27 protein-coding genes are annotated in these 24,428 nt (G+C 68.4%); 17 read left to right on the forward strand and 10 right to left on the reverse strand.

Annotated elements, in window-relative coordinates; translation table 11 throughout:
* Positions 1-17: 17 nt before the first annotated feature.
* The gene (locus N1032_RS00150; RefSeq protein WP_259536631.1) at positions 18-1,646 is read right to left on the reverse strand and encodes an amidohydrolase; all 1,629 of its coding nucleotides are present in this window, start codon (positions 1,644-1,646) and stop codon (positions 18-20) included.
* A gap of 247 nt (positions 1,647-1,893) precedes the next feature.
* Positions 1,894-2,487 (reverse strand): TetR/AcrR family transcriptional regulator, encoded by a 594-nt coding sequence (locus N1032_RS00155; RefSeq protein ID WP_259536632.1) that lies wholly within the window; start codon positions 2,485-2,487, stop codon positions 1,894-1,896.
* A gap of 69 nt (positions 2,488-2,556) precedes the next feature.
* Between N1032_RS00155 and N1032_RS00160 the strand changes: the two genes are divergently transcribed.
* The gene (locus N1032_RS00160; protein WP_259536633.1) at positions 2,557-3,966 is read left to right on the forward strand and encodes an MDR family MFS transporter; all 1,410 of its coding nucleotides are present in this window, start codon (positions 2,557-2,559) and stop codon (positions 3,964-3,966) included.
* Between the two features lie 256 nt (positions 3,967-4,222).
* Here the strand turns inward: N1032_RS00160 and N1032_RS00165 are convergent, their stop codons facing one another.
* Positions 4,223-4,918: a winged helix-turn-helix domain-containing protein gene (locus N1032_RS00165; RefSeq protein WP_259536634.1), complete on the reverse strand. Its 696-nt coding sequence runs from the start codon at positions 4,916-4,918 to the stop codon at positions 4,223-4,225.
* Between the two features lie 388 nt (positions 4,919-5,306).
* Between N1032_RS00165 and N1032_RS00170 the strand changes: the two genes are divergently transcribed.
* Positions 5,307-6,845: an MFS transporter gene (locus N1032_RS00170; protein WP_259536635.1), complete on the forward strand. Its 1,539-nt coding sequence runs from the start codon at positions 5,307-5,309 to the stop codon at positions 6,843-6,845.
* Positions 6,846-6,855: 10 nt separating this feature from the next.
* Here N1032_RS00170 and upp read toward each other — a convergent pair whose 3' ends face one another.
* Positions 6,856-7,488 (reverse strand): uracil phosphoribosyltransferase, encoded by a 633-nt coding sequence (upp, locus tag N1032_RS00175; RefSeq protein ID WP_259536636.1) that lies wholly within the window; start codon positions 7,486-7,488, stop codon positions 6,856-6,858.
* 159 nt (positions 7,489-7,647) lie between these two features.
* Here upp and tadA point away from each other — a divergent pair, with 159 nt between their 5' ends.
* On the forward strand, positions 7,648-8,088 hold the full coding sequence (gene tadA, locus N1032_RS00180) for a tRNA adenosine(34) deaminase TadA (RefSeq protein ID WP_259537934.1): 441 nt from the start codon (positions 7,648-7,650) through the stop codon (positions 8,086-8,088).
* Between the two features lie 63 nt (positions 8,089-8,151).
* On the opposite strand, the gene N1032_RS00185 is transcribed toward tadA, so the two are convergent.
* Both N1032_RS00185 and N1032_RS00190 read right to left on the reverse strand, forming a co-directional pair.
* Entirely contained in the window at positions 8,152-8,934 is a 783-nt protein-coding gene (locus N1032_RS00185; RefSeq protein ID WP_259536637.1) for a glutamine amidotransferase-related protein, read from the reverse strand.
* A 2-nt stretch (positions 8,935-8,936) separates the two neighbouring features.
* Entirely contained in the window at positions 8,937-9,899 is a 963-nt protein-coding gene (locus tag N1032_RS00190) for a cation diffusion facilitator family transporter (protein WP_259536638.1), read from the reverse strand.
* Between the two features lie 58 nt (positions 9,900-9,957).
* On the opposite strand from N1032_RS00190, the gene proC reads away from it, so the two are divergent.
* Positions 9,958-10,806: a pyrroline-5-carboxylate reductase gene (proC, locus tag N1032_RS00195; protein ID WP_259536643.1), complete on the forward strand. Its 849-nt coding sequence runs from the start codon at positions 9,958-9,960 to the stop codon at positions 10,804-10,806.
* 15 nt (positions 10,807-10,821) lie between these two features.
* On the opposite strand, the gene N1032_RS00200 is transcribed toward proC, so the two are convergent.
* Together N1032_RS00200 and N1032_RS00205 are read right to left on the reverse strand one after the other, a co-directional pair.
* Entirely contained in the window at positions 10,822-11,493 is a 672-nt protein-coding gene (locus N1032_RS00200) for a potassium channel family protein (RefSeq protein WP_259536645.1), read from the reverse strand.
* Entirely contained in the window at positions 11,486-12,967 is a 1,482-nt protein-coding gene (locus N1032_RS00205; RefSeq protein WP_407932990.1) for a TrkH family potassium uptake protein, read from the reverse strand. The genes N1032_RS00200 and N1032_RS00205 overlap by 8 nt, the downstream gene beginning before the upstream one ends.
* Positions 12,968-13,069: 102 nt before the next feature.
* On the opposite strand from N1032_RS00205, the gene N1032_RS00210 reads away from it, so the two are divergent.
* The 7 genes from N1032_RS00210 to N1032_RS00240 all read left to right on the forward strand — a co-directional run bounded on the left by N1032_RS00210 (position 13,070) and on the right by N1032_RS00240 (position 15,364).
* Positions 13,070-13,531 (forward strand): ArsR/SmtB family transcription factor, encoded by a 462-nt coding sequence (locus N1032_RS00210; RefSeq protein ID WP_259536648.1) that lies wholly within the window; start codon positions 13,070-13,072, stop codon positions 13,529-13,531.
* 86 nt (positions 13,532-13,617) lie between these two features.
* A complete protein-coding gene (locus tag N1032_RS00215) occupies positions 13,618-13,812 on the forward strand; it encodes a helix-turn-helix domain-containing protein (RefSeq protein WP_259536649.1) in 195 nt (64 codons plus the stop codon).
* An 83-nt stretch (positions 13,813-13,895) separates the two neighbouring features.
* Positions 13,896-13,994, forward strand: coding sequence for a 30S ribosomal protein bS22 (locus N1032_RS00220; RefSeq protein ID WP_003792170.1), 99 nt, complete (start codon positions 13,896-13,898; stop codon positions 13,992-13,994).
* A gap of 107 nt (positions 13,995-14,101) precedes the next feature.
* Complete coding sequence (locus N1032_RS00225; RefSeq protein WP_259536650.1) at positions 14,102-14,413, forward strand: hypothetical protein; 312 nt, start codon at positions 14,102-14,104, stop codon at positions 14,411-14,413.
* 68 nt (positions 14,414-14,481) lie between these two features.
* Positions 14,482-14,760: a glutaredoxin family protein gene (locus N1032_RS00230; protein ID WP_259536651.1), complete on the forward strand. Its 279-nt coding sequence runs from the start codon at positions 14,482-14,484 to the stop codon at positions 14,758-14,760.
* Positions 14,757-15,056 (forward strand): Dabb family protein, encoded by a 300-nt coding sequence (locus tag N1032_RS00235; protein ID WP_259536652.1) that lies wholly within the window; start codon positions 14,757-14,759, stop codon positions 15,054-15,056. The genes N1032_RS00230 and N1032_RS00235 overlap by 4 nt, the downstream gene beginning before the upstream one ends.
* Before the next feature lie 125 nt (positions 15,057-15,181).
* Entirely contained in the window at positions 15,182-15,364 is a 183-nt protein-coding gene (locus tag N1032_RS00240) for a hypothetical protein (RefSeq protein WP_259536653.1), read from the forward strand.
* Here the strand turns inward: N1032_RS00240 and aspS are convergent.
* Entirely contained in the window at positions 15,328-16,638 is a 1,311-nt protein-coding gene (gene aspS / locus N1032_RS00245) for an aspartate--tRNA(Asn) ligase (protein ID WP_259536656.1), read from the reverse strand. The genes N1032_RS00240 and aspS overlap by 37 nt on opposite strands.
* Before the next feature lie 284 nt (positions 16,639-16,922).
* Here aspS and N1032_RS00250 point away from each other — a divergent pair, with 284 nt between their 5' ends.
* The 5 genes from N1032_RS00250 to ccsB are packed head-to-tail and all read left to right on the forward strand — an operon-like array spanning position 16,923 to position 21,692.
* Positions 16,923-17,567 (forward strand): histidine phosphatase family protein, encoded by a 645-nt coding sequence (locus tag N1032_RS00250; RefSeq protein ID WP_259536657.1) that lies wholly within the window; start codon positions 16,923-16,925, stop codon positions 17,565-17,567.
* Positions 17,564-18,214: a TlpA disulfide reductase family protein gene (locus tag N1032_RS00255; RefSeq protein ID WP_259536658.1), complete on the forward strand. Its 651-nt coding sequence runs from the start codon at positions 17,564-17,566 to the stop codon at positions 18,212-18,214. Before N1032_RS00250 ends, N1032_RS00255 begins: the two co-directional genes overlap by 4 nt.
* A gap of 3 nt (positions 18,215-18,217) precedes the next feature.
* A complete protein-coding gene (locus N1032_RS00260) occupies positions 18,218-18,985 on the forward strand; it encodes a cytochrome c biogenesis CcdA family protein (RefSeq protein WP_259536659.1) in 768 nt (255 codons plus the stop codon).
* The gene (resB, locus tag N1032_RS00265) at positions 18,969-20,666 is read left to right on the forward strand and encodes a cytochrome c biogenesis protein ResB (RefSeq protein WP_259536660.1); all 1,698 of its coding nucleotides are present in this window, start codon (positions 18,969-18,971) and stop codon (positions 20,664-20,666) included. Before N1032_RS00260 ends, resB begins: the two co-directional genes overlap by 17 nt.
* A gap of 9 nt (positions 20,667-20,675) precedes the next feature.
* On the forward strand, positions 20,676-21,692 hold the full coding sequence (gene ccsB, locus N1032_RS00270; protein WP_259536664.1) for a c-type cytochrome biogenesis protein CcsB: 1,017 nt from the start codon (positions 20,676-20,678) through the stop codon (positions 21,690-21,692).
* Between the two features lie 670 nt (positions 21,693-22,362).
* Here the strand turns inward: ccsB and N1032_RS00275 are convergent.
* A complete protein-coding gene (locus N1032_RS00275; RefSeq protein WP_259537936.1) occupies positions 22,363-23,358 on the reverse strand; it encodes an o-succinylbenzoate synthase in 996 nt (331 codons plus the stop codon).
* Positions 23,359-23,445: 87 nt separating this feature from the next.
* On the opposite strand from N1032_RS00275, the gene N1032_RS00280 reads away from it, so the two are divergent.
* Positions 23,446-24,363 (forward strand): 1,4-dihydroxy-2-naphthoyl-CoA synthase, encoded by a 918-nt coding sequence (locus N1032_RS00280; RefSeq protein ID WP_259536665.1) that lies wholly within the window; start codon positions 23,446-23,448, stop codon positions 24,361-24,363.
* Positions 24,364-24,428 lie beyond the last annotated feature (65 nt).

The following is a 24,428-nucleotide window of genomic DNA, read 5'->3' on the forward strand; positions in this document are numbered from 1 at the left end:
CTCATTCTGGCACGCGGCTACGCGCCGGAGGCGTCGTCGCGCCGGTAGACCCGCCGCCCTTCGAGGTAGGTCTCGAGCACCTCGAGTGCGGGCAGCTGGTCGGGCGGCACCGAGGCGGGGTCGGCCGACAACACCACGAGGTCGGCGTACTTGCCCACCTCGAGGCTGCCCACCTCGTTCTCGGCGAAGAGCTGCCAGGCGGCGCCGAGGGTCTGGGCGCGCAGGGCCTCGTCGAACGTGACCCCCTCCGCCCCCGCGATGTGACGACCGGCGCGCGTGGTGCGCGTCATGCCGACGGCCATGTTGCGCAGCGGCTCGGCCGGTGTGACGGTGCCGTCGTTGTGGAACGAGATGGTGAGCCCGGCGTCGAGAGCGGCTCGGGCGTTCGCCCACGGGCCGCCGTGCTCGGGGCCGAAGAGCTCGTCGACGAGCACCTCGCCCCAGTAGTAGACATGGTCGATGAGCAGACTCACGGTGGCGCCGAGAGCGGCGGCCCGCTCGAACTGGGCGGGCGACATGGCGCCGACGTGCTCCATGCGCAACCGGTGGTCGGACCGCGGATGCCGCTCGAGCAGTGCCTGCCAGCTGTCGAGCACCCGGTCGACCGCGAGGTCGCCGTGCACGTGGCAGGCGAGCTGCCAGCCGTCGGGGAAGTAGCGCTCCACCACCTCGTCGAGTTGCTCGCGGGAGTAGTTGGCCGAGCCGTGCGACCCGGGCGCGACCCCGATCGACCGGGTGCCGTCGGTGTCGAGGTAGGGGAACGAGATGAGGATGTTGCCGACCCAGGGCGAGCCGTCGGCCCAGGTCTTCACGCCCACCTGCTTCACGACGTCGTCGCCGTTCTCGAGCGGCACCGATGCGGTCCGGCCGGGCGCCGACATCTCGTAGAGCCGCAGTCGCGCCGTCAGCGGAGCGGCGGCGCGGGCGGCGTCGAGAGCGGGTTGCTTCGCGGCATCCCAGCTCATGTCGCTCACCGTGGTGATGCCGACCGCGTTGAGGCTGCGCAGGTAGGCGGGCAGCAGCTCGGGCAGCTCGTGGGCTGCAGTGGTGAGGGTGGGGCCGAGCAGGGCGAACACGGTGCCGACCTCGAAGCCCTTGCCGGTGAGCGCCCCGGCGGCATCCTTCTGCCAGTGCGCCCCGGCCGGATCGGGGGTGCTCGCGTCGACACCGGCCTGCCGGGCGGCCGCGGAGTTGAAGTAGACGACGTGGCCGGAGTTGTGCAGGATCACGAGGGGGGTGTCACCGCCGATCGCGTCGAGCTCGGCGATGGTGGGGTCGGCGAGGCCGGTCTGCAGCAGGCCGTCCCACCCGTTGAAGTAGGCGCCGTCGGGGTGGTCGCGAACGCCGTCGCGGATGGCGCGCATCACGTCGTCGGCGGTCTCGAGCGTGACGGGGCGGATGTCGACGAAGTGCCGGCTCAGCACGACGGCGCTGTCGGAGGGGTGACCGTGGGCCTCGATGAAACCCGGCAGCAGGGCGCGGTCGCCGAGCTCGACCACGGCGGCATCCGAGGAGGCCTCGGCCTGCACGGCGGCGCGCCCGCCGACGGCGGCGATGCGCCCGTCGCGCACGAGCAGGGCTTCGGCGCGGGGCTGTGCGGCATCGGCGGTGATGACGGTGCCGACGAAGAGCATCTCACGGGTCATCCGGCCACTGTATTGGACCGGGTGTATCGGACCGGCGGGGACCGGAGCGTTAAGTGATTGAGGGCCCGTCGTAGAGGCTAACGACGGGCCCTCTCCCTTGCACCAAGAGTGTCCTGCAATCACATTCCGCCGAAGCTGCCACAGCAAACAACTTCGGCTTCATCAATATATAACGGTCTGGTAACGGAGCGCTAGTTACCAAAACGTTATTTTTCTGAGAATTAGCTGTGTGCCCCGAACGGGGGCCTCAGCTGCCCTGAACGAGCGGCAGGAACACGTCGTCGACGATCGCCACGATCGCCTCGTCGGGCACGCGGCCGAGGGTCATCAGAGCCTCGTGGCGCAGCAGATCCGCGGGCAGGGTCACGATCCTCGGGGTGAGCCGGCGCGGGTCGACCTCGCCGCGCTCCACGGCCCGGTCGACGATCGTCTGCATGACCGGGGGGCGGTCGCCGAGGATCTGCCGGCGCAGTTCGCCGAGCGAGGTGCCCGTGTCGCGGAAGTAGGTGCCGAGCTGAACGCTGTAGAGCGCGACGGCGCCGATGCGCCGCTCGTTCGCCGAACGCAGGGCGGCGAGCACGTCTTCTCGCAGCGATCCGGTGTCGGGCACCTCGGCCGCGTCGCGGTCGGCGTCGTGCCGCAGGGCGGCCAGCACGAGTTCCTCGCGCGAGCGCCAGCGCCGGTAGAGAACGTGACGGCTGGTGCCGGCGCGCTCGGCCACCCGCTCGATGGTGAAGTCTCCGTAGCCGCTGTCGGCGAGCTCGTCGAGTGCGGCCTGCAGCAGGGCGTCTTCGAGTTCGCGACCGCGTCGTCGTCTCGGCATCGTCTCGTCAGGGCCCACTTGTGTACCTTATCGCAGACCCCTAGTCTCGTTAAGGTACATGACTGTTCCTTAACGAGAGGACTCCCGATGACGACGAACACCGGCACCGATAAGCGGATCGACCCCCAGATGGCGAAGACCGCGACGGTGCTGATCGTCGGAGCGTTGGCCGTGGTCTTCGACACCACGATCGTGAGCGTGGCGTTGCACACGCTCACGACCGAGCTCGATTCGTCGGTGGCCACGATCCAGTGGGTGAGCACCGCGTTCCTGCTCGCGCTCGGCATCGCCATCCCACTCGCGGGGTGGGGGCAGGCGCGCTTCGGTGGCAAACGGGTCTGGATGTTCGCCCTCGTCGTGTTCCTGGTGGGTTCGGTCGCGTGCAGCCTGGCCTGGAACGCTCCGAGCCTGATCGCGTTCCGGGCACTGCAAGGCCTGGGCGGCGGACTCATGCTGCCGCTGCTCGCCACGATCATCGTGCAGGCCTCGGGCGGCCGCGGGCTCGGCAACATCATGTCGGTGGTCAGCCTGCCGACGGCGCTCGGCCCCATTCTCGGCCCGGTCGCGGGCGGTCTCATCCTCGGCGCGCTCGACTGGCGGTGGCTGTTCTGGGTCAACGTGCCGTTCTGCGTCGTCGGCCTGGTTCTGGCCTGGCGCATCCTGCCGAACGAGAACCCGGCCGCTCGGCCGCGCTTCGATCTGCTGGGCTTCGTGCTGCTGTCGCCCGGCGTCGTCGGGCTGCTCTACGGTCTCTCCAACGCGGGGCAGCAGGGCGGGTTCACGCGCCTCGACGTGCTGGTGTCGGTCATCGTCGGGGTCGCCTTGGTCGTCGCTTTCGTTCTGCACGCGAGGCGCCGGGGCGGGGCGGCGCTGGTCGACATCCGGTTGCTCCGCCATCGTGGGGTGTGGTCGGCATGCGTGCTGTTGTTCCTCTCGGGAGTCTCGCTCTATGGCGCGATGCTGCTGCTGCCGCTCTATTGGCAAGAGGTGCGCGGGTTCGATGCGCTTGGCGCCGGGCTGCTGCTCGCGCCTCAGGGCGTCGGAGCGCTGGTGAGCCGGTTCTTCGCCGGGCGGCTGACCGACTCGCTCGGAGCGAAATGGGTCGCGGTCGCCGGTTTCGCGATCGTCGCCCTCTCGACCGTGCCGTTCGCCTTCGTGACCGCCACGACCGACCAGTGGGTGCTCATGGCGGTGCTCGTGGTGCGCGGCTTCGGCCTCGGGGCGGTGCTGGTGCCGCTGATGACCGTCGCCTACATCGGCCTCGATCGCGACGACGTGCCGCATGCCAGCATCATCACGCGCATCGTGCAGCAACTCGGCGGCTCGTTCGGTGTCGCGCTGCTGGCGGTCATTCTCGAAGGTGCTCTCGCGACGTCGGGGAGCAGTGGCCCCCTCTCCGACGGCTTCGACCTCGCCTTCTGGTGGGCCACCGCCTTCACCGCCCTAGGCGCATTCACCGCCTTCGCCCTCCCCACCAAACCCCACCGCCAACCCTGAAGCGCCAATCAACCCGCCCGGCGGCGCACAACCGAGCCGTGGAAAAGCGGCGGCGTGACGTCGCTTTTCCACCCTGAGAGCGGCCAAGTTCTCCCGAGCCGAACCCTTACCGCAAGGTGCGCCGCAGAGGCGGCGGCGCACAACCGAGCCGTGGAAAAGCGGCGGCGTGACGTCGCTTTTCCACCCTGAGAGCGGCCAAGTTCTCCCGAGCCGAACCCTTACCGCAAGGTGCGCCGCAGAGGCGGCGGCGCACAAACTAGAACAGGTCCGGGGAGGGCGTACTCGTGTGCCGCACCGACACGTCCGCGTGGCGGTCGAAGCGGTAGCCGACGCCGCGCACGGTGCGCACGATGTCTTCGTAGTCGCCGAGCTTCGAGCGCAGGCGTCGCACGTGCACGTCGATGGTGCGCTCGTTGGGCACCTCTTCGTCGCCGGCGCTCCAGAGCGCGGTGATGAGTTCGGCGCGTTCGATGGTGCGGCCCTCGCGCAGCACGAGATACTGCAGCAGCTCGAACTCCTTGTAGGTGAGGTTCGCGGCCGTGTTGTCGAGCAGCACCCGCTTGCGCGAGAGGTCGACGACCACGCCGTCGCGGGCGCGATCCTGCGCATCCGGAACCTGGCGGTGCTTCGCGAGCGCCGACGGGTCTTGCAGCGCGAGGCGCACGACCTCGACGTCGCGGCCGCCGGCGCCGCGGGGCGCGAGGGCCACGGCGGCGTAGGTCTCCGACGACGGGGCGATCTGCGCGGCGAGCGCCTTCAGCTGCTCGACGATGCGGCCGAGGTCGGTGCCGTCGGCGGCGGCCTTGTCTTCGTCGATGCCGACGTAGAGCACGAAGCCGCGCGCTTCGGTGCCCTCGGGCACGGCGCGGATGCGGGGGGTGGTCGCGACGTCGTCGACGCGCGAGATGGGGGTGATGGTGGCGGGGCGGGAATCCAGGTGGGCGATCGACATGAGAGTTGTCCTATGGAACAGTGGCCCGCGTGAGCGGGGGCCGGAGGTGTGTCAGGCTGCGGACTGCGATGAGAGTCCGGGCGGCATCGGGATTCCGATGCGGGAGCACCTGTACCGTTCGATCAGCGGGATGAGGCTGAGAGGTGAAGAGGTGCTCGACGAGATTGTCTCGTTAGCGACACATTCGACAACACATGACGACGCTGCCGGCCATCATCATGCCGGCATCCCCAGGGGCCTCAAAGGAGGTCAGGGTGTGCACGTTGTCAGTCATAGACAGAAGCTAACCGGATGCCGCCCCGAAATGTCAAGCGATCCGCGCGAGCCCGATCGGCCTCGCGCATCCTGCGGGCGGCTGCGCCGCCGACCGAGGTATAGGTTCGAGCGCATGGCCACTCCCTCGATTCCCGCGATCTCCGGTCGCGCCCGGTGGCAGGCGTTCGGCGTGTGCGTCGCCGTGGCCGCCCTCACCATCCTCGATCTCTCGAAGGTCAACGTCGGGTTGCCCTCGATCGAGAAGTCGCTCGGCGCCGGCTCGACCGAGCTGCAGATCATCGTGGCGGGCTACGCGCTGGCCTTCGGCCTGGCGCTCGTGCCTTCCGGGCGGCTCGGCGACCTCTATTCGCGCAAGGTCATGTTCATCATCGGACTCAGCGGTTTCACCGTGGCCAGCGCCCTGTGCGCCGTGGCGCCGACCATCCAGACCCTGGTGATCGCCCGCATCCTGCAGGGCGTCGCCGCGGGCGTGCAGATGCCGCAGGTGCTCGGGCTCGTGCAGCAGCTGTTCCAGGGCGAGGAGCGCGGGCGGGCGTTCGGGGTGTTCGGCGCCACGATCGGCGTCTCGACGGCCTTCGGCCCCACCCTCGGCGGCCTGTTGATCGCGGTTGGCGGACCGACCGACGGCTGGCGACTGCTGTTCTGGATGAACGTGCCGCTCGGCATCATCGCCCTGCTGCTCGCCATCCGGCTGCTGCCGAAGACGCAGCCGCACCAGCCGGGAGCGCGCAATCTCGACCTCGTCGGCATCGTGCTGCTCGGCATCGCCGTGTTCACCTTCATGCTGCCGTTCGTGCTCACGACCGGCGGGCCCGACGACAGTCCGTGGCGGTGGCTCTCCCTCGCCGGCTGCGCGGTGGCGGTGGTGGTGTTCATCGCGTGGGAGCGGCGCTACGAGGCGGCGGGCAAGTCGCCCGCCATCCATTTCGCCCTGTTCTCGCTGGGGTCGTATCGCAATGGCCTGCTGCTGGCCACCGCGTATTTCGCGGCCATCCCGGCCGTGTTCCTGCTCACGACGCTCTTCCTCCAGGAGGGCCTCGGCTTCGAGCCCGTGTTCGCGGGCATGGTGAGCATTCCGTTCGCGCTGACGTCGGCGATCACCGCGCTCATCGGCGGGCGCCTCGTGGCGCGCTACGGCCGGTCGCTCGTGGTGCTCGGCCTGGTGATCGCGATCGTGGGGTTCGTGCTCGTGCTTCTGGGGGCCGTGCTGCCGCCCGCCGAGGACTCGATCTGGTTCATGGCGGGCGCGATGGCGGTGGCTGGCGCCGGTGGTGGGCTCGTGATCTCGCCCAACCAGACCCTCACACTCGCGGATGTTCCGGTGACCGAGGGCGGCGTCGCCGGGTCGATGGCTCAGGTGGGCCAGCGCGTGGGCACGGCGGTGGGCGTGGCGGCCGCGTCATCCATCTTCTTCTCGACCCTCTATCGCGAGGGCCCGGGCAACAGCGACAACGTCATGATCTATCACGACGGCTTTCGCAACGCCTTTCTCGTGACGCTCGGGCTCATGACCATCGCGCTGGTGATCGGCCTGCTCGACCTGCTGCGCCGCAAGCGCGCATCGACCGACGATGGCGAGGCGAGCGACGCCGACTCGGCTCCCACGGCTCCCAGCGCGGCCCCCGCGGCCGGGGCCGAGGAGGCCGGTTGAGGCGCGGCGGTCAGACGGTGCCGTAGAGGCGGTCGCCGGCGTCGCCCAGGCCCGGAACGATGTAGCCCTTCTCGTTGAGCCGCTCGTCGAGAGCGCCGAGCACGAGGGTGACGTCGCGGCCTTCGGTGGCCTTCTCGAGCGCTGCCACACCCTCGGGGGCTCCGAGCAGGCAGATGGCCGTGACATCCTGAGCCCCGCGATCGAACAGAAAGCCGATGGCGGCCGAGAGCGACCCGCCGGTGGCGAGCATCGGGTCGAGCACGAAGCACTGCCGGTCGGAGAGGTCGTCGGGCAGACGCTCGGCGTAGGTGGTGGGCTCGAGCGTCTCTTCGTTGCGCACCATGCCGAGGAAGCCCACCTCGGCCGAGGGCACGAGCTTGGTCATGCCCTCGAGCATTCCGAGGCCGGCGCGGAGGATCGGCACGACGAGGGGGCGCGGGTCGCTGATGGCGACGCCGGTGGTCTCGGCGACCGGGGTCTGGATGGTGACGGGCTCGACGCGCACGTTGCGTGTGGCCTCGTAGGCGAGCAGGGTCACCAGCTCTTCGGCGAGCGAGCGGAAGGTGGGCGACGGCGTGTTGATGTCGCGCAGAACCGTGAGCTTGTGGGTGATGAGCGGGTGGTCGGCAACGTGAACTCGCATAGCAGTCAATCTATCGGACGCCGCACCGGCTGCCGGAAGCCGCACTGGACGGGACCGCCCCGAGGCACGACTATGGAACCTGCCGCCCGACCGAGAGGACCTGACGTGGCCGATTCGATGCCGAGCACGCTGCCGGCTCCGGAGATCTTGTCGGACTGGATGCGACTGGCGCTCGACGAGGCCCGGGCCGCCCTCGAGACCGACGACGTTCCGGTCGGTGCGATCGTGATCGACCGCAACGGCGAGGTGATCGGGGTGGGCCGCAACGAGCGCGAACTGCGGCAGGACCCGACGGCGCACGCCGAGATCGTGGCGATCAAGCAGGCGGCGTGGAAGATCGACGACTGGCATCTCACCGACGCGACCCTCATCGTGACCCTCGAGCCGTGCATCATGTGCGCCGGGGCGATTCTCTCGGCCCGCATCCCGCGGGTGATCTTCGGGGCGTGGGACGACAAGGCGGGCGCGGCGGGCTCGGTCTACGACGTGCTGCGCGACCGCCGGCTCAATCACCGGGTCGAGGTGGTGGCGGGGGTCGAGGCCGAGGAGTGCGCGGCGTTGCTCACGACGTTCTTCCGTGGTGACGGGCCGCTGCGGTAGGGGACGGGCCGCTGCAGTAGGGGTTGGCGGTAGGGGGTCGTCGGTCTGCTTGCGCGGGCCGGCTCAGCCGAGACGTGCGATGCGGTCGAGGTAGTCGGCGAGCATCCGCTGCGACGCGGTCTGCATGCCGGCGCCGAAGGTTTCCCGGTCGGCGCGCAGGGCGGCGGGGGAGTAGCCGGCGTTCAGCACGTAGGCCTCGTCGTCGGCGAGCCACTGCTCGTGCATCTCGTCGGTCAGCTCGGGGTGGAACTGCACGGCGAGCAGCCAGTCGCCGATGCCGAACGCCTCGTTCTGGTAGCGCGCCGACGACGCCAGGCGCACCGTGCCCTCCGGCAGCGGAAAAGTGTCGCCGTGCCACTCGGCCATCGGCACACCGGCGACATGGCGCAGCGGAGACGCCAGGCCATCGGCCGTGGGCGTCACGTCGCGGTAGCCGACATCCGCCCCCGGGCCCGGATGCACCGGCGCGCCGAGTGCCGCCGCGATCACCTGGGCCCCGAAGCACACGCCGAGCGTCGGGGTCGACCGAGCGAGGCGCTCGCGCACGAACGCGATCTCGGGGTCGATGAAGTCGTGGCGGTCGTTCTCGTAGACGCCCCGGCTCGAACCGAGCACGATCACGAGGTCGGCTCCGGATGCCGCGGCGAGTGCGGCGGCGAACCCGCCGGTGCCGCCCTGCGCGGTGTCGCTCGGAGCCGTGCCGCCCTGTGCCGCGGGCAGCGCGCCCGCACTCGGCTCGGCGTCGATCACCTCGATCGTGTAGCCATGGGCGAGCAGCACCGGTTCGAAGTTGCCGAGCCCGGCGGCGCGCTCATTGCGGATGACGACCGCGTGCCGACCCGTCACGCTCAGTCGGTGCTCTTAATGACGATGGCCGACGTGTTGGTCTCGGTCTCGACCGGGGGCACGTAGACGTCGGGCTCGATGTAGATGACCCGCGCGATGGGCATCACGCCGCGGATGTTCACCTCGACCTCGTTGATCGTCTCGGCGACGTCGCGCAATTCGCTCTCGGGCGCGAGGGCGATCTTCGCGGCGACGAGCAGTTCGTCGGGCCCCAGGTAGAGTGACTTCATGTGGATGAGGCGATCGACCTTGGGCGTGCCCTCGATCGCGGTGATGATCTTCGACGTGTCGGCGTCGGTCGCGCCCTCGCCGACGAGCAGGCTCTTGGTCTCCATGCCCAGCACCACCGCCACGAGCACGAGCAGGGTGCCGATGAAGAGGGTTCCGATGCCGTCCCAGATGCCGTTGCCGGTGACGACCGAGAGCCCCACGCCGACCAGCGCGAACGCCAGACCGGTGAGCGCTGCGGTGTCTTCGAGCAGCACCACCGGGAGCTCCGGCGCCTTGGCCCGTCGCACGAACTGCACCCAGCTCTGCTTGCCACGGGTGTGGTTCGATTCCTTGATCGCCGTGCGCAGTGAGAACCCCTCGAGCACGATGGCCACGAGTAGCACGCCGATCGGAATCCACGGATTCGAGATCTCCTCCGGGTGCCCCACCTTCTCGATGCCCTCGTAGATCGCGAACACACCACCGACCGAGAACAGGATGATCGACACCACGAACGCGTAGACGTAGCGCTCGCGGCCGTAGCCGAACGGATGCTCCTTGTCGGCCTTGCGTCGCGACTTGCGCCCGCCGAGCAGAAGCAGCAACTGGTTGCCGGAGTCGGCCAGCGAGTGCACGCTCTCGGCGAGCATCGACGACGACCCCGAGAGCAGGAACGCGATGAACTTGGCGATGGCGATGCCGACGTTCGCCAGCAACGCCGCGATGATCGCTCTGGTGCCGCCTGATGTGCTCACGCCATGCCCTCTTTCTCCGCATCTCAACCCGCTGCGTGGCCAATCCTAGGATGGACTCGTGAGCACCGTCGAAAGCACCCGACTCCCGTCCATCGCCCTTCTCGGAGCAGGCTCGATGGGCCGCGCCATTCTGGGCGGGCTGCTCGCCGACGCGGTCGAGGTGACGGGCGGCATCCGGGTGACGAACCGGTCTGCCGAGCGGGCCGCCGAGTTCGACGGAACCGACGGTGTGACGGCTTTCGCGACCGAGAGCGACCCCGACGCCAATCGACGTGCCGTGGCCGGCGCCGCCGTCGTGCTCGTCGCCGTGAAGCCCGCGATGGTGCCCGACCTGCTCGACGACATCGCCGAGGCGCTCGAGCCGGGAACGATCGTCGTGAGCGTGGCCGCGGGGGTGACCGTCGCGACGTTCGAGGCGCACCTGCCGGAGACCGTCGCGGTGGTGCGCTCGATGCCCAACACTCCCGCCATCGTCGGCCGGGCGGTCACCGGCGTCTCACCAGGCACCCGCTCGAGCGACGCCGATCTGGCGCTCGTGCGCGCGCTGTTCGAGACGGTGGGGACGGTGGTCGAGGTTCCGGAATCACAGCTCGATGCTCTCAGCACCATCTCGGGATCAGGGCCGGCGTACGTGTTTCTGTTGATAGAAGCGATGACGGCCGCGGCTGTGGAGAAGGGGTTCACCGCCGAGCAGGCGGCCGAGCTGGTGAACGGAACCTTCGCCGGCGCATCCGAATTGCTCGTGGCTTCGGGCAAGACCCCCACCGAGCTGCGGATTCAAGTGACGAGCCCCAAGGGCACCACCGAACGAGCCATCGCCGTGCTGCAAGACGCCGACCTGCCCGCCCTGTTCACCCGCGCCACCGACGCCGCCCTCACCCGCGCCAAAGAACTGGCCGCCGGCTAGCCGCACGAAACCAGCTCAATTCCCGAGCGACGCGAACGTCTCGATGTCGGAGCTCTTGCCCGACACGATGATGAGGTCGTGGTTCGACACGACGGTCGATTCCGTGGCGTAGGTGAACGGCTTGCCGGGGCTCTTCACACCGACGACGGTCACGTGGTACTTCGTGCGCACCCCCGACTCGGTGAGGTTGAGGCCGCGGATCGGTTTCGGCGGATACATCTTCACGAGCGCGAAGTCGTCGTCGAACTCGATGAAGTCGAGCATGCGGCCCGACACCAGGTGCGCCACGCGCTCGCCGGCCTCGGCCTCGGGGTAGATGACGTGATTCGCGCCGATGCGCTCGAGGATCTTGCCGTGCGAGCGCGAGATGGCCTTGGCCCAGATCTGCGGCACTCGCAAATCGACCAAATTGGCCGTGATGAGAACGGATGCCTCGATCGACGACCCGACGGCCACCACCGCGATCTGGAACTCCTGCGCCCCGATCTGCCGCAGCGCCTCGACGTTCTTGGCGTCGGCCTGCACGGTGTGCGTCACGCGCTCCGACCACTTCTGCACGAGCCGCTCGTCTTCGTCGATGGCGAGCACCTCGCGGCCCAGCCGGTCGAGCTCGCCCGCCGTCGCCGCGCCGAACCGGCCGAGACCGATGACGAGCACGGGCGCGTCGTGTTTGATTCGGTCAACCAACGATGGGCCTCTCTTCCGGGCGCTTGTAGAGCTGCTGCCGCTGGCTCGCGGCCAGGGCGGCAGCCAGTGTCACAGTACCAACGCGGCCCATGAACATGGTGGCCGCCATGATGTAGATGCCGCCGTCGGGAAGCGACGCGGTGAGCCCCGTGGTGAGTCCCGAGGTCGCGAACGCCGAGATCACGTCGAACAGCACGAAGTCGAGCGACGCCTTCGAGATCTGCAGGATGAGGATGCTCGACACCGCGACCGTGGTGGCCCCCCAGAGCACGACGCTGACACCCAGGCGCAGCACGTCGCTCGGGATGCGGCGGCTGAACGCCTCCATCTCCTGGTTGCCGCGGGCCTCGGCGAACGCGGCGAGGAAGAGCACGGCGAGGGTGGTCACCTTGATGCCGCCGGCCGTCGACGCCGACCCGCCGCCGATGAACATGAGCATGTCGGTCACGAGCAGACTCGACCCGTTGAGATCGGGGATCGAGATGGTCGAGAATCCGCCCGACCGGGTCATCACCGACAGGAAGAAGCTCTGGAACACGGTGTCACCCGCCCCGAGCTCGCCGAAGGTCTTCGGGTTGTCGAATTCGAGCACGATGTAGAGCGCGGCGCCCGCCACGATCAGGATGGCGCTGGTGACGAGCGTCAGCTTCACGTGCACCGACCAGCGCGGTGGCCGGTTCATCCCGCGCTTGTGGTTCTGGCGCCATCCCTTGACGCTCCTCGACAGCGTGTAGATGATCGGAAACCCGATGCTGCCGAGGAACACGCCGATCATCAGCACGGTGAGAAAGAAGTAGTCGCCCGCGAACGGCGTGAGCCCGTCGGCGTTGGGCGTGAACCCCGTGTTCGTGAAGGCCATGGCCGAGTAGTAGAGCGCGAACCACACGGCCTCACCGATCGGGATGCCGTCGACCAGCATCCGTGGCAGCAGCAGCACCGCGAGCGCGAGCTCGATGACCAGGGCGCTGATCGCGACGGTGGCGAGCAGGGAGCCGATCTCGCCGAGCCGCACGGCCTGTCCCTCGGCGACCGGGCCGTGGTGCATCCGGAGCGGGTTGGTGTCGCTCGCGGCGATGAGACGCGCGCGCAGCCCCAGCCGGCGCGAGATGACGAGGCCCAGGATGCTCGCGAGCGTCAGCACGCCGAGCGCGCCGATCTGCACGCCGAAGTAGATGACGATGTGGCCGAAGACCGACCAGTGGGTGGCCATGTCGACTGTGGAGAGGCCGGTGACGCAGATGACCGAGACGGCGGTGAACACGGAGTCGGCGAGGCTCGTGGCGCGGCCCGAGGCGCTCGAGATCGGCAGCGAGAACAGCACCGTGAAGATGAGCACGAGCGCCGCGAAGATGAGGATGGCGAAGCGGGAGGGTGAGCGCTCCGAGAATTCGCGCATCCCGTCGCGGATGCGGCCGATCCAGGTGCGGCTCCGGTGCAGCGGGTTGCGACTGATCGTGGTGCTGCGGAAGCTCATCCAGATCCTCGCTTCGGCAGTCGTTCTGGCTGCCCCTGTGTGAACGGTGCAATGCTACCCGGCGGTGGCGCGAATGCGGGGGAGCACCAGTACCCTGGACGCATGGCCGACATCTTCTCAGTGATCGCTGACCCCACCAGGCGTCAGTTGCTGTCGTTGTTGCTCGAGCGGTACGTCTCGACCGAGACGTCGACCACGTCGGGGGCGGCCGAGGGGGAGTTCAGTGTGTCCGAGCTCGTGGGGCAGCTCGAACTCAGTCAGCCCACGGTCTCGAAGCATCTCAAGGTGCTGCGGGATGCCGGCCTCGTGATGGTGCGCGAAGAGGGTCAGCACCGCTTCTACAAGATCGATGTGTCGCCGCTCGAAGACGTCGAGGACTGGATCATCCCGTTCCTCTCCGCCGACTTCGACACCGCCGCCGAAGACGAGTTGTGGGACAACGCGTCCGACGCGGTCAAGTCGGCCGCGGCGACGTTCGGCCAGAACGTCGGGCGCCGGGCGGCGGCGACCTCGCACGCCGTGAAGTCGGTGGCCGACGACCTGGTGTCGAAGCTGCGTCGCTGAGGCTGACGCTGTCGCATCCGCCGTCGCCGGTGATGCGGGAGTGACTGCTGTTGCTCGTGAGCGCCTTCGAGCCCTATAGTTTCGCCATGGCTGCTGACCTGGAAGACGTGCGTTTCCTCACGGTCGCCGAAGTCGCCGAGATGATGCGGGTGTCGAAGATGACCGTCTACCGTCTCGTGCACTCCGGTGAGCTTCCGGCGATCCGTTTCGGCCGCTCGTTCCGGGTGCCGGAGTCTGCTGTCGCCTCGGCGGTCGAGAATCACGTCGCCGATTCCGCCTGACGGTAGCTGGTACACTTCTGCGAGGCTCTTTTGCCCCTGACCGCCGAATCGCCGCGGTCAATACCAATACGTGTGAGGTTTGTGTGGGTTCTGTAATCAAGAAGCGTCGCAAGCGCATGGCGAAGAAGAAGCACCGCAAGTTGCTTCGCAAGACTCGCCACCAGCGTCGCAACAAGAAGTAGCCAGACTTTACGTCTCGCTACGCGAGCAGAGCGCCAGACATTGCGTCTGGCGCTTTTTGCTTGCCCGCGGCCACCGCGGGCTGGGCGCCGAGGGAGATACTGGGCTCGTGCCGTCTCCGGTCGAATACTGCGCCACCCTGGTCGTCCGCGATGCGGTGACCAAGGTCGACGCGCTCGCGATCGTCGCACTGGCGCTCGATCGCGAGGTGACGGATGCGCGCGGCGTGCACCCGTTCATCGGCCTCGACGGCGGCGCCCGGGTCGAGATCGAGATTCCCAAGTTCGGCGAACCGCCGCCGCTCGCGCTCGACGTCTACTCGACCCTCGGTCACGACCATGCGGTTCTGAGCGCGTTGTCCCTGCTCGGGGTGCTCGAGTCGGCGACGGCCTGGACCATCGAGCCCGACTTCGTGCTGTGACCGCGCGGATGCCGCCGCGGCAAGTGCTCGGATGAGGGCTGCGGCGAGTGCTTCGATAGGCTTGAGCCGTGGCATCCGTCTCTCTCACGCTGGTCGGCAAACCGGGGTGTCATCTCTGCGATGACGCGCGCGAGGCCATCCGCGGGGTGCTCGACGATCTCGCGGCCGATTCGTCGGTGCCGTCGGTCGACGTCGCCGTGACGGAGCTGTCGATCCTCGACAATCCCGCCCTGATGGACGAGTTCGCCGAGGAGATCCCGGTGGTGCTCATCGAGGGTCGCGTGCACACCATCTGGCGGGTCGACGAGGCCCGTCTCCGCGCCGCACTGCTGGAGGTCTCCGCATGATCCGACACGTCGTCACCTGGAAGCTCGTCGCCACCGACCCGCACGAGAAGGCCGACGCGGTCGACACGATCGTGCGTCTGCTCTCGTCGCTGCCGCCGCTCGTGCCGTCGGTGCGTTCGCTGACCGTCGCGGGCAACATGGCCTACTTCGACGCGAACTGGGATGTCGTGCTCATCGCCGACTTCGACGACCTCGCGGGTCTCGACGCCTACCAGTCGCACCCCGAGCACCTGCTCGTCGTGCCTCAGATCAAGGCACTCGTGTCGGCTCGGGCGTCGGTCGACATCGACCTCTGACCCACTGGCGGCCCTCACGGCGCTCGTTATCCACAGGTCGTCGTCGCGCGTTGCCGACAGGCCGTCTCGCGGCCTAGCCTCTCACCGGGAGCTGAGGAATACTCGGCAAGGAAGGTGAGCTGCGTGTGGGTGATGCTGGGGCGGGCAACCTGATCTGGTGGGTCGTCTGGGTCCTGATTTGGGGGGTCGTCTGGGTCGCGGTTCCCGTGCTCGTGGTGGTGGTGACCGTGTTAGCGGCCGCCGCCGTCGTGCGCCGGGGTGGGCGCCGCGATCACGGGGTGAGGCGGGTGGGGCCGCGGAAGAGGTAGACGACCTCGCGCAGGTTGGTCTGGTGGAGCATGAGCATCAGCACGCGCGAGAGGCCCATGCCGAAGCCGCCGTGCGGCGGCACGCCATAACGGAAGAAGTCGAGGTAGAACTCGAGTTCCTCCGGGTCGAGGCCCTTCTGCTTGGCCTGCTCGACGAGCACGTCGATGCGGTGCTCGCGCTGGGCGCCGGTCGAGATCTCCACCCCGTTGTAGACGAGGTCGTAGCTGTTGGTGATGGTCTCGTCGGCCGCGTTGCGCATGTGGTAGAACGGCCGGATGCTCGCGGCGTAGTCGGTGAGGAAGACGAAGTCGTGACCGTAGGTCTCCTTGACGTAGGCCGCGATCTGGCGCTCGCCCTCCGGGTCCATGTCGTCGTCTTCGCGGGGCACGACGTAGCCGCGCGATGCCACGATCTCTTTCGCCTCGGCGAGCGGGATGCGCGGGAACGGCTGGGTCGGCACCTCGATGTCGACGTCGAAGAGCGCTTTGATCTCGTCGCCGTGCTTCTCTTTGACGGCCTTGAAGCCGGCCACCATGAGCTCTTCGTGCAGCTGCATGACGTCTTCGTGCGAGTCGATCCACGAGATCTCGGCGTCGACGCTCGTGAACTCGGTGGCGTGACGCGAGGTGAACGACGGGTCGGCGCGGAACGCGGGGCCCACCTCGAACACCTTGCCGAAGCCGGCGGGCTGGGCCATCTGCTTGAAGAACTGCGGGCTCTGCGACAGGTAGGCCTTGGTGTCGAAGTAGTCGACCTCGAACAGCTCGGCGCGCGACTCCGACGCCGACGCCATCAGCTTCGGGGTGTGGATCTCGATGAAGTCGTGCTCGACCCAGTAAGTGCGCCACGCGTGCTCGAGCGTCGTCTGCACGCGGAACACGAGGTTCTGCTCGGGCCGGCGCAGGTCGAGGAAGCGCCAGTCCATGCGCTTGTCGATTCCGGAGTCGGCCGCGATCGGCGTCTCGGCAATCGCTGCGGTCTCCACCACCAGGGTGGCGAGCTTCACCTCGATGCCGCCGAGCTTCACGCGCTCGTCGTGCTTCAGCTCGCCGGTGGCGGTCACGAACGACCCCTGGGCGAGGCCGGAGATGATCTCGGCCACCGCCTCGGTGTCGTCGGTGCGCGGGTTCACCAGCTGCACGGCGCCCGACTCGTCGCGCAACACGACGAACTGCACCTTCTTCTGGTCGCGGACGGTTTCGACCCATCCGGAGACGGTCACGAGGCCGTCTTCGAGGGCGGCCAGGTTCTTGACGAGGGTGCGTTCAGTCACGGGAGAAGAGTCTACCCGCGACTGGTCGATCAGGCCTCGCGCGAGGGAACGGCCCGATAGCCGTCGACGCGCATGGCGGCGATGGTCGCGGCGATGCCGGCGGCGGAGATGATGGCGAAAACGGACAGGGTGATGATGGTCATGAGTAAGCCTTTCTGACATCCATTCCACCGCGGATGACTGTTCAGCACAATCGAATAGTTCTTCATGACTGGTGAAGTGTCGCTAACAGATTCAGGCCCTCTCGGCATTCTCGCGGTATCGGCGCTCGTAGACTGGATGCCGTGCCCGCCAGCCAGATCCACCTCGTCCGCCACGGCGAAGTCTTCAACCCCGACGAAGTGCTCTACGGGCGCCTCGAGAACTTCGGCCTCAGCGAACTCGGGCACCGCATGGCGAAGGCGGCGGCCGACGATCTGGTGGCGCGTCACCGGCCGATCAGCGCCCTCTATACGTCGCCGCTGCTGCGCGCCCGTCAGTCGGGCCAGCCCATCTCCCAGGCTTTCGAGCTCGCGCCGTCGATCGAAGACCGCATCATCGAACCCACGAACGCCTTCGAGGGCCGGCGGATGAAGGGCCCGGGCGGGGCGCTCCGCGATCCGCGCATGTGGCGCTTCCTCTGGAACCCGTGGCGCCCGGCCTGGGGCGAGCCCTTCCGCCAGGTCTCGGCACGCATGCTCGCCGCCATGACCGACGCACAGGCATCCGTCGACTCCGGCGACGTCGTCATGGTCAGCCACCAGCTGCCGATCTGGATGGCGCACCTCACCATCGTCGGCAAGAAGTTGCCGCACGACCCGCGCAAGCGCCGCTGCGCCCTGTCGAGCATCACGAGCTTCGAGTTCCGCGACGGTCGCTTCGTCGAGGTCGGCTACGTCGACCCGGCCGCCCCGCTCGCCGTCGGCGCCACCGACGTGGGGGCAGTGTGACGGCGAGGTCGACGCGCATCCGCGCCGCCGTGGCCGCGACGGCGGTCGCCGCGACGCTGCTGCTCGCGGGCTGCTCGAGCGACCCGCTCGCGCAGCAGTACCTCGACGGCAGCAACAAGGGCTACATCTCCGGCGACGGCACCGTCACCGAGGTCGAGCCGGCCGACCGCGGCGAGCCCGTGCAGTTCACCGGCACCGACGAGAACGGCGGCACCGTCTCGTCGGCCGACTACGCGGGCCAGGTGCTCGTGCTGAACTTCTGGTACGCCGGTTGCGCGCCGTGTCGCGCCGAAGCACCCGACCTCGAGAAGCTCAACAACGACTTCCAGGGCCGGGATGTCTCGTTCCTCGGTGTCAACGTGCGCGATCAGGCGCCGACCGCCATCTCATTCGCCGAGACCTACGACGTCACCTACCCCTCCGTCATCGACACCGACGGGGCGATGCAACTCGCCTTCTCGGGCACCGTCGCGCCCAACGCGGTGCCGACCACCCTCGTGATCGACCAGCAGGGCCGGGTCGCCGCGCGCATCCTGGGCCAGCTGAGCGACGCGTCGATCCTCGAGACGCTGATCACATCGAACCTCGAGCCCGGCACCTCGGCGCCCGGTACCTCGGCACCCACCCCCTCGCCGGAAGCCGGCTGACCCGTGGGCAATCCCTTCGCCGAGGTCGTGCTGAGCGGCCAGTTGCTGCTCGCCATCCCGATCGCCCTGCTCGCGGGCCTGGTGTCGTTCGCGTCGCCGTGCGTGCTGCCGCTCGTTCCGGGTTACCTGGCCTACGTCGGCGGCATCTCCGAAGCGGGCGGCGCCGGCGACTCGGTGGCGGGTCGCAAGGCGGCGAGGCGACGGATGCTGCTCGGCATCGCCTTGTTCATCCTGGGCTTCTCGGTCATCTTCCTCGCCTATTCGGCGGCCTTCGGCGCCCTCGGCACCTGGCTGATCGTCTGGCAGGAGTGGATCACCCGCATCATGGGCGTGATCGTCATCGCCCTGGGGCTCGTGTTCATCGGCCAGTTCAGCTTCATGCAGCGCACCTTCAAGCCGAGTTGGCGACCCGCCACCGGCCTCGCGGGCGCGCCCATCCTCGGCATCGTGTTCGGCCTCGGCTGGACGCCCTGCATCGGCCCGACCCTCGGCGCCATCCAGGCGCTCAGCCTCACGAGCGGCTCGGCCTGGAGCGGCGTGCTGCTCGGCCTCTTCTACTGCATCGGCCTCGGCCTGCCCTTCCTGCTCGTGGCCCTCGGCCTCAACTGGGTCACCAGCTCGGTGCGGTTCCTCAAGCGCCACATCCGCACCATCAACATCGTCGGCGGCGCCCTGCTCGTGGCCATTGGCATCCTGATGGTCTCGGGGCTCTGGACGATCTGGATCTACGAGATGCAGGCGGTGATCAACGGCTTTGTCTCGCCCATCTGATCACTACGATTCCGCGCAGCCCGAGCGACCGAAGGCCGGCGACGACGTCACCCTGCCGAAGCTCGGCGTCGTCGGTTGGCTGCGCTGGTTCTGGCGTCAGCTCACCAGCATGCGCACCGCGCTCTTCCTCCTCCTGCTGCTCGCGCTCGCAGCCGTGCCCGGATCGCTCGTGCCCCAGCGCGCGGCCGACCCCAACGGCGTCACGCAGTACTTCGTCGACAACCCCGATCTGGCGCCGTTCCTCGACTCCCTGCAGCTGTTCAACGTCTACACGTCGGCCTGGTTCTCGTCGATCTACCTGCTGCTGTTCATCTCGCTGATCGGCTGCGTCATCCCGCGCACGAAGCACCACTTCGACGCCCTGCGCGCGAAGCCGCCACGCACCCCTGCGCGCCTGTCGCGACTGGCGGGATTCACCACGCGCGATTTCGAGGGTGGAGCAGACGCGGCATCCGTCGTCGACTCGGCCCGCACGCTGCTGCGCCGCCAGCGCTACCGCACCGTCGTGTTCACCGGCGTCGACGCGCGAACGGGGCGCGAGACCGTCTCGGTGTCGGCCGAGCGCGGCTACATGCGCGAGACCGGCAACCTCGTCTTCCACTCGGCGCTCGTCGGCATCCTGATCACCGTCGGCATCGGCGGCGGCTTCGGCTACCAGGGGCAGCGCGTGGTGGTGGAGGGGCAGACCTTCGTGAACACGCTGCTCGCCTACGACTCGTTCAACCCGGGCCGCTTCTTCAGCGACGACCAGCTCTCGCGCTACGCCCTCACCCTCGACTCGTTCGAGGCGACCTACGAGACGCAGTCGCTCAAGGCCTTCGGCCAGCCGCTCGACTACACGGCCTCGGTGACGGCTCAGGATGCCGCGGGCGAGACCTCCACCGACGAGATCAAGGTGAACAGCCCCTTGAAGATCGGCGGCACCGACATCTACCTGCTCGGCAACGGCTACGCCCCCACCATCACGGTGCGGAACCCCGCGGGAGACGTGGTGTTCACCGATTCAGTGCCCTTCCTGCCGCAGGATGCGAGCCTCACGTCGCTCGGCGTGGTGAAGATCCCCGACGGACTGCCCGACCAGGTGGGGCTGATCGGCTTCTTCTACCCGACCCAGGCGGAGGCGGCATCCGGGGTCTACTTCTCGTCGTTCCCCGAGCTGCAATATCCGGTGCTCACGCTCAACGTCTACGACGGCGACCTCGGCCTCGACGGTGGGGTGCCGGCGTCGGTCTATTCGCTCGACACCGATTCGATGACGCAGCTCACGGGAGGCGAAACCGGTGTCGACTCGCTCGAGTTGAAGCCGGGCGAGACGGCCGACCTGCCGAACGGCCTCGGCACCGTCACCCTCGACGGGGTCAAGCGGTTCGCGTCGTTCGACGTGCACCACGACCCCACCCAGGGCTGGGTGCTGCTGTTCGCGGTGCTCGTGCTCGGCGGACTGCTCACGTCGCTGTTCATTCCGCGGCGGCGACTGTGGGTCAAGGCGACCGATCGGGCCGACGGGTCGGTGCACGTGGAATACGCGGGTCTGGCCCGGGGCGACGATCCGCGGCTGGTCGAGGCGGTGGCGGCGCTGGCGGCGAAACAGGCCGAGAGCTTCTCCTCCACAACTCCCGATGACGGGGCCGATTCTGCACAGTCTGACGCCGCCTCTTCTCCTTCCGACACCAAGGCTTAGGCTCTACCTGTGACGCAAACCCTCGACGAGATCTCGATCATCCTCATCTACTCGGCCATGGCCGTGTATGCGCTCGCATTCATCGCCTTCGCGCTCGACCTGGCCCGCCGGTCGTCGACGGTCAAGAAGGCTGCCGAGGTGGGTGCCGAGGTCGGTGCCGCGAAGGTTCCCGCCGTGGTGGGGGCTCCGGATGCCGGTGGCGCGGGTTCCCCGGGCGCCGACGATGCGGCTCTCGTGTCGGTCGAGGGGCTCGACACTGCGGGCCGCCGGTCGATCCCGTTGCGTCTCGGGGTCTCGTTCACCATCCTGGCCTGGGTCATCCAGCTCGCGGGCGTCATCCTCCGCGGCGTCGCCGCCGACCGGGTGCCGTGGGCGAACATGTACGAGTTCTCGATCACGGGCACCCTGCTGATCGTCGCGGTGTTCCTGGTGGTGCTGCTGCGCGAAGACCTGCGGTTCCTCGGCACGTTCGTCACCGGGCTCGTGCTCATTCTGCTCGGCATCTCGACGGTCAACTACTACGTGAGCGTGTCGCCGCTGCCGCCGGCGCTGCAGTCGGCGTGGCTCGTCATCCACGTGTTCGTCGCGAGCCTCGGCACGGCGTTCTTCGCCCTCGGCGGGGCCCTCTCGGTGGTGCAGCTGCTGCAGACCAAGGGCGACGCCGTCTCGCGGCTGGCGGGTGCGCTGCGCCTTCGCTTCCTGAAGACCTTGCCCGACGCCGAGACCCTCGAGCGACTGGCCTACCGGGTGAACATCGTGGGCTTCGTGTTCTGGACCTTCACGCTCATCGCCGGCGCCATCTGGGCCGAGCGGGCGTGGGGCCGCTACTGGGGCTGGGACACGAAAGAGGTCTGGACCTTCATCATCTGGGTCATCTACGCCGGCTACATCCACGCGCGGGCGACGCGCGGCTGGCGCGGTTCGCGCTCGGCCTGGCTCGCCATCGTGGGCTTCGTGGCGGTGCTCTTCAACTTCGGCATCGTGAACGTCTTCTTCAAGGGCTTGCACGCGTACTCGGGCCTCTAGCCGCGCGCTCGTCGCGCGTGCCCACGCGAGAAGTCAATACCCGTGGCATCTCGGGCGGATCTGGCACAGATTGTGACTTCTCGGCGCGTCGGGATGCCGCTCGGCGCAGTTGAGCGCGGCACCGCTGCGGACGCGCCTCCACCGCTCGCGTCGGCGCGCGCCCTGTATTGGTTGCGAACCTCCCGCGAGGAGCCGCGAGAAGTCAATAAACGTGGCAACTCCGGCGGTTTTGGCACAGATTGTGACTTCTCGGTGTGACGGGCAGCCGCTCGACCGAGTTGTGCGCACGCGAGAAGTCAAAATGCGTTGCCCGTTGGGCCGTGGTGGAACGGAACGTGACTTTTTGGGGGAGCGGCCATCGTGCGCCGGGGCGGGTAGCGCGGGTGGTGCGGGTAGTGCGGGCGCGGGTGGTGCGGTCATGCCACCAGCGCTCGCGGGCGGCCTCGCCGCGGGGCGGTCGCGCGGAAGCCGTCGAAGGGTGCTCGCGAGCTACCGCGAGAAGTCAGGAATCGTGGCACCCCGGACGGTTATGGCACGGATTGTGACTTCTCGGTGTGACGGGCAGCCGCTCGACCGAGTTGTGCCCACGCGAGAAGTCGAAATGTGTTGAAAGTTGGGCTGTCGTAGGACAGATTGTGACTTCTCGGGGCGGAGGGGCGGGCGCTGGGGGTCAGTGCAGGAGGGCGTGGCAGCGGGTGAGGCGGTCGCGCCACCAGAGTTCGCGGTCGGGGCTTGCGCGGTAGCGGTCGAGGAGGGCGGGGTCGACGTCGGGGCGCGTCACGGGAATACGTCCGGCTCGGGGCCCAAGGCTGTCGTGGGTGACGTCACCGGTGAAGAGGTCGACGGTGGCGAGGCCGCAGTCGTAGTCGAGTTCGGGCAGGGCGGCCGCGAGGTGCGCTCCCATGGCGATTCCCACCGAGCTCTCGAGGGCTGACGACACCACGGCCGGCAGGCCCGCGAGGCGCACGACCTCGATCGCGCGGCGCACCCCGCCGAGGGGTTGGGCCTTGATCACGAGCAGATCGGCGGCGCCGGCCTTCGCGACCGCGAGCGGATCGGCCGCCTTGCGCACGCTCTCGTCGGCGGCGATCGGAATACCCATGTAGGCGACGCGGCCGCGGATCTCAGCCAGTTCGTCGACGGTCGCGCAGGGCTGCTCGACGTACTCGAGGTCGAACTCGCACAACCGGTGGATCGCGTGCTCGGCCTCGTCGACATTCCAGCCGCCGTTCGCATCGATGCGCACCCGGCCCTCGGCGCCGAGCACCGCGCGAGCCTCGCGTACGCGAGCGACGTCGTCGTCGAGTGTCTGGCCGGTTTCGGCGACCTTCACCTTCACCGTGCGGCATCCGTCATATCGCGACAGAACGCGCGCGACCTCGGATGCCGCCACCGCCGGCAGTGTGGCGTTCACCATGATCTCGGCACGGAGCGCCGTCGGCATCCGCGCATACCCGAATTCGATCGCTCCCCGCAGCCAGGATGCGGCCTCGGCGTCGTCGTATTCGGGGAACGGTGAGAACTCGGTCCAACCCTCGGGCCCCTCGAACACCACGAGTTCGCGCACGGTCTGACCCCGGAAGCGGGTGTGGAGTGGGATGGCCACCACCCGCGCCGTCTCGAGCAGGTCGTCGAGCGGGGGGAGTTCGGTCACGTCGTCGTCCATCACTCCACAAGTCTCGCGCGGCTCGCGGGTTATCCACATAATCGGCCCGGAACGGCCCCGAATCCACCGCCCGAATAGGCTGGGGTCATGACCGAACGCACCACAGTCTCCGACATCTTCGACCCGTCAGAATGGGTCGTCGCGCCCGGTTCGGAGGGGTTCACCGACATCACCTACCACCTCGACCGCGAGGGCCGCGTGGCACGCATCGCGTTCGACCGGCCCGAGGTGCGCAACGCGTTCCGCCCGAAGACGGTCGACGAGCTCTACGCGGCGCTCGACGACGCTCGGCAGAACCCCCGTGTGGGCGTGGTGCTGCTGACGGGCAACGGTCCGAGCCCGAAAGACGGCGGCTGGGCGTTCTGCAGCGGGGGCGACCAGCGCATCCGGGGCCGTGACGGCTATAAATACTCCGACGGAGAGACCGCCAAGGGCATCGACACCGCCCGCTCCGGCCGCCTGCACATCCTCGAGGTGCAACGGCTCATCCGGTTCATGTCGAAGGTTGTCATCGCGGTGGTTCCGGGCTGGGCGGCCGGCGGCGGGCACAGCCTGCACGTGGTGTGCGACCTCACCATCGCCAGCGAGGAGCACGCCCGCTTCAAGCAGACGGATGCCGATGTCGGCTCGTTCGACGGCGGCTACGGCAGCGCCTACTTCGCCCGCCAGGTGGGGCAGAAGTTCGCGCGCGAGGTGTTCTTCCTGGCCGAGGAATACAGTGCGCGCCGGGCCTATGAGATGGGTGCGGTGAACGCGGTCGTACGTCACGCCGAACTCGAGACCGAGGCGCTGCGGTGGGCCAGAACCATCCTCGGCAAGTCGCCCACCGCGGTGCGCATGCTGAAATACGCGTTCAACGCCGTCGACGACGGTCTCGTGGGCCAACAGGTGTTCGCCGGCGAGGCGACCCGCCTGGCCTATGCGAGCGACGAAGCGGTCGAGGGCCGCGACTCCTTCCTCGAGAAACGCGACCCCGACTGGTCGCCCTTCCCCTATCACTACTGACCGCTTCGCTATCACTACGGATGTGACCGGCGATAAACTGGAGAGGCATTCACATGCATGACTCT

Source organism: Herbiconiux daphne (assembly GCF_024979295.1).
Taxonomy (GTDB): Bacteria; Actinomycetota; Actinomycetes; order Actinomycetales; family Microbacteriaceae; genus Herbiconiux; species Herbiconiux daphnes.

Coding starts and splice junctions, on each gene's coding strand:
- N1032_RS00275 (WP_259537936.1), bottom strand. CDS start 23,358: ATGGACGACGACGTGACCGAACTCCCCCCGCTCGACGACCTGCTCGAG.
- N1032_RS00280 (WP_259536665.1), top strand. CDS start 23,446: ATGACCGAACGCACCACAGTCTCCGACATCTTCGACCCGTCAGAATGG.
- N1032_RS00165 (WP_259536634.1), bottom strand. CDS start 4,918: ATGTCGATCGCCCACCTGGATTCCCGCCCCGCCACCATCACCCCCATC.
- N1032_RS00235 (WP_259536652.1), top strand. CDS start 14,757: ATGATCCGACACGTCGTCACCTGGAAGCTCGTCGCCACCGACCCGCAC.
- N1032_RS00215 (WP_259536649.1), top strand. CDS start 13,618: ATGGCTGCTGACCTGGAAGACGTGCGTTTCCTCACGGTCGCCGAAGTC.
- N1032_RS00170 (WP_259536635.1), top strand. CDS start 5,307: ATGGCCACTCCCTCGATTCCCGCGATCTCCGGTCGCGCCCGGTGGCAG.
- N1032_RS00160 (WP_259536633.1), top strand. CDS start 2,557: ATGACGACGAACACCGGCACCGATAAGCGGATCGACCCCCAGATGGCG.
- N1032_RS00205 (WP_407932990.1), bottom strand. CDS start 12,967: ATGAGCTTCCGCAGCACCACGATCAGTCGCAACCCGCTGCACCGGAGC.
- N1032_RS00150 (WP_259536631.1), bottom strand. CDS start 1,646: ATGACCCGTGAGATGCTCTTCGTCGGCACCGTCATCACCGCCGATGCC.
- tadA (WP_259537934.1), top strand. CDS start 7,648: ATGCGACTGGCGCTCGACGAGGCCCGGGCCGCCCTCGAGACCGACGAC.
- N1032_RS00210 (WP_259536648.1), top strand. CDS start 13,070: ATGGCCGACATCTTCTCAGTGATCGCTGACCCCACCAGGCGTCAGTTG.
- upp (WP_259536636.1), bottom strand. CDS start 7,488: ATGCGAGTTCACGTTGCCGACCACCCGCTCATCACCCACAAGCTCACG.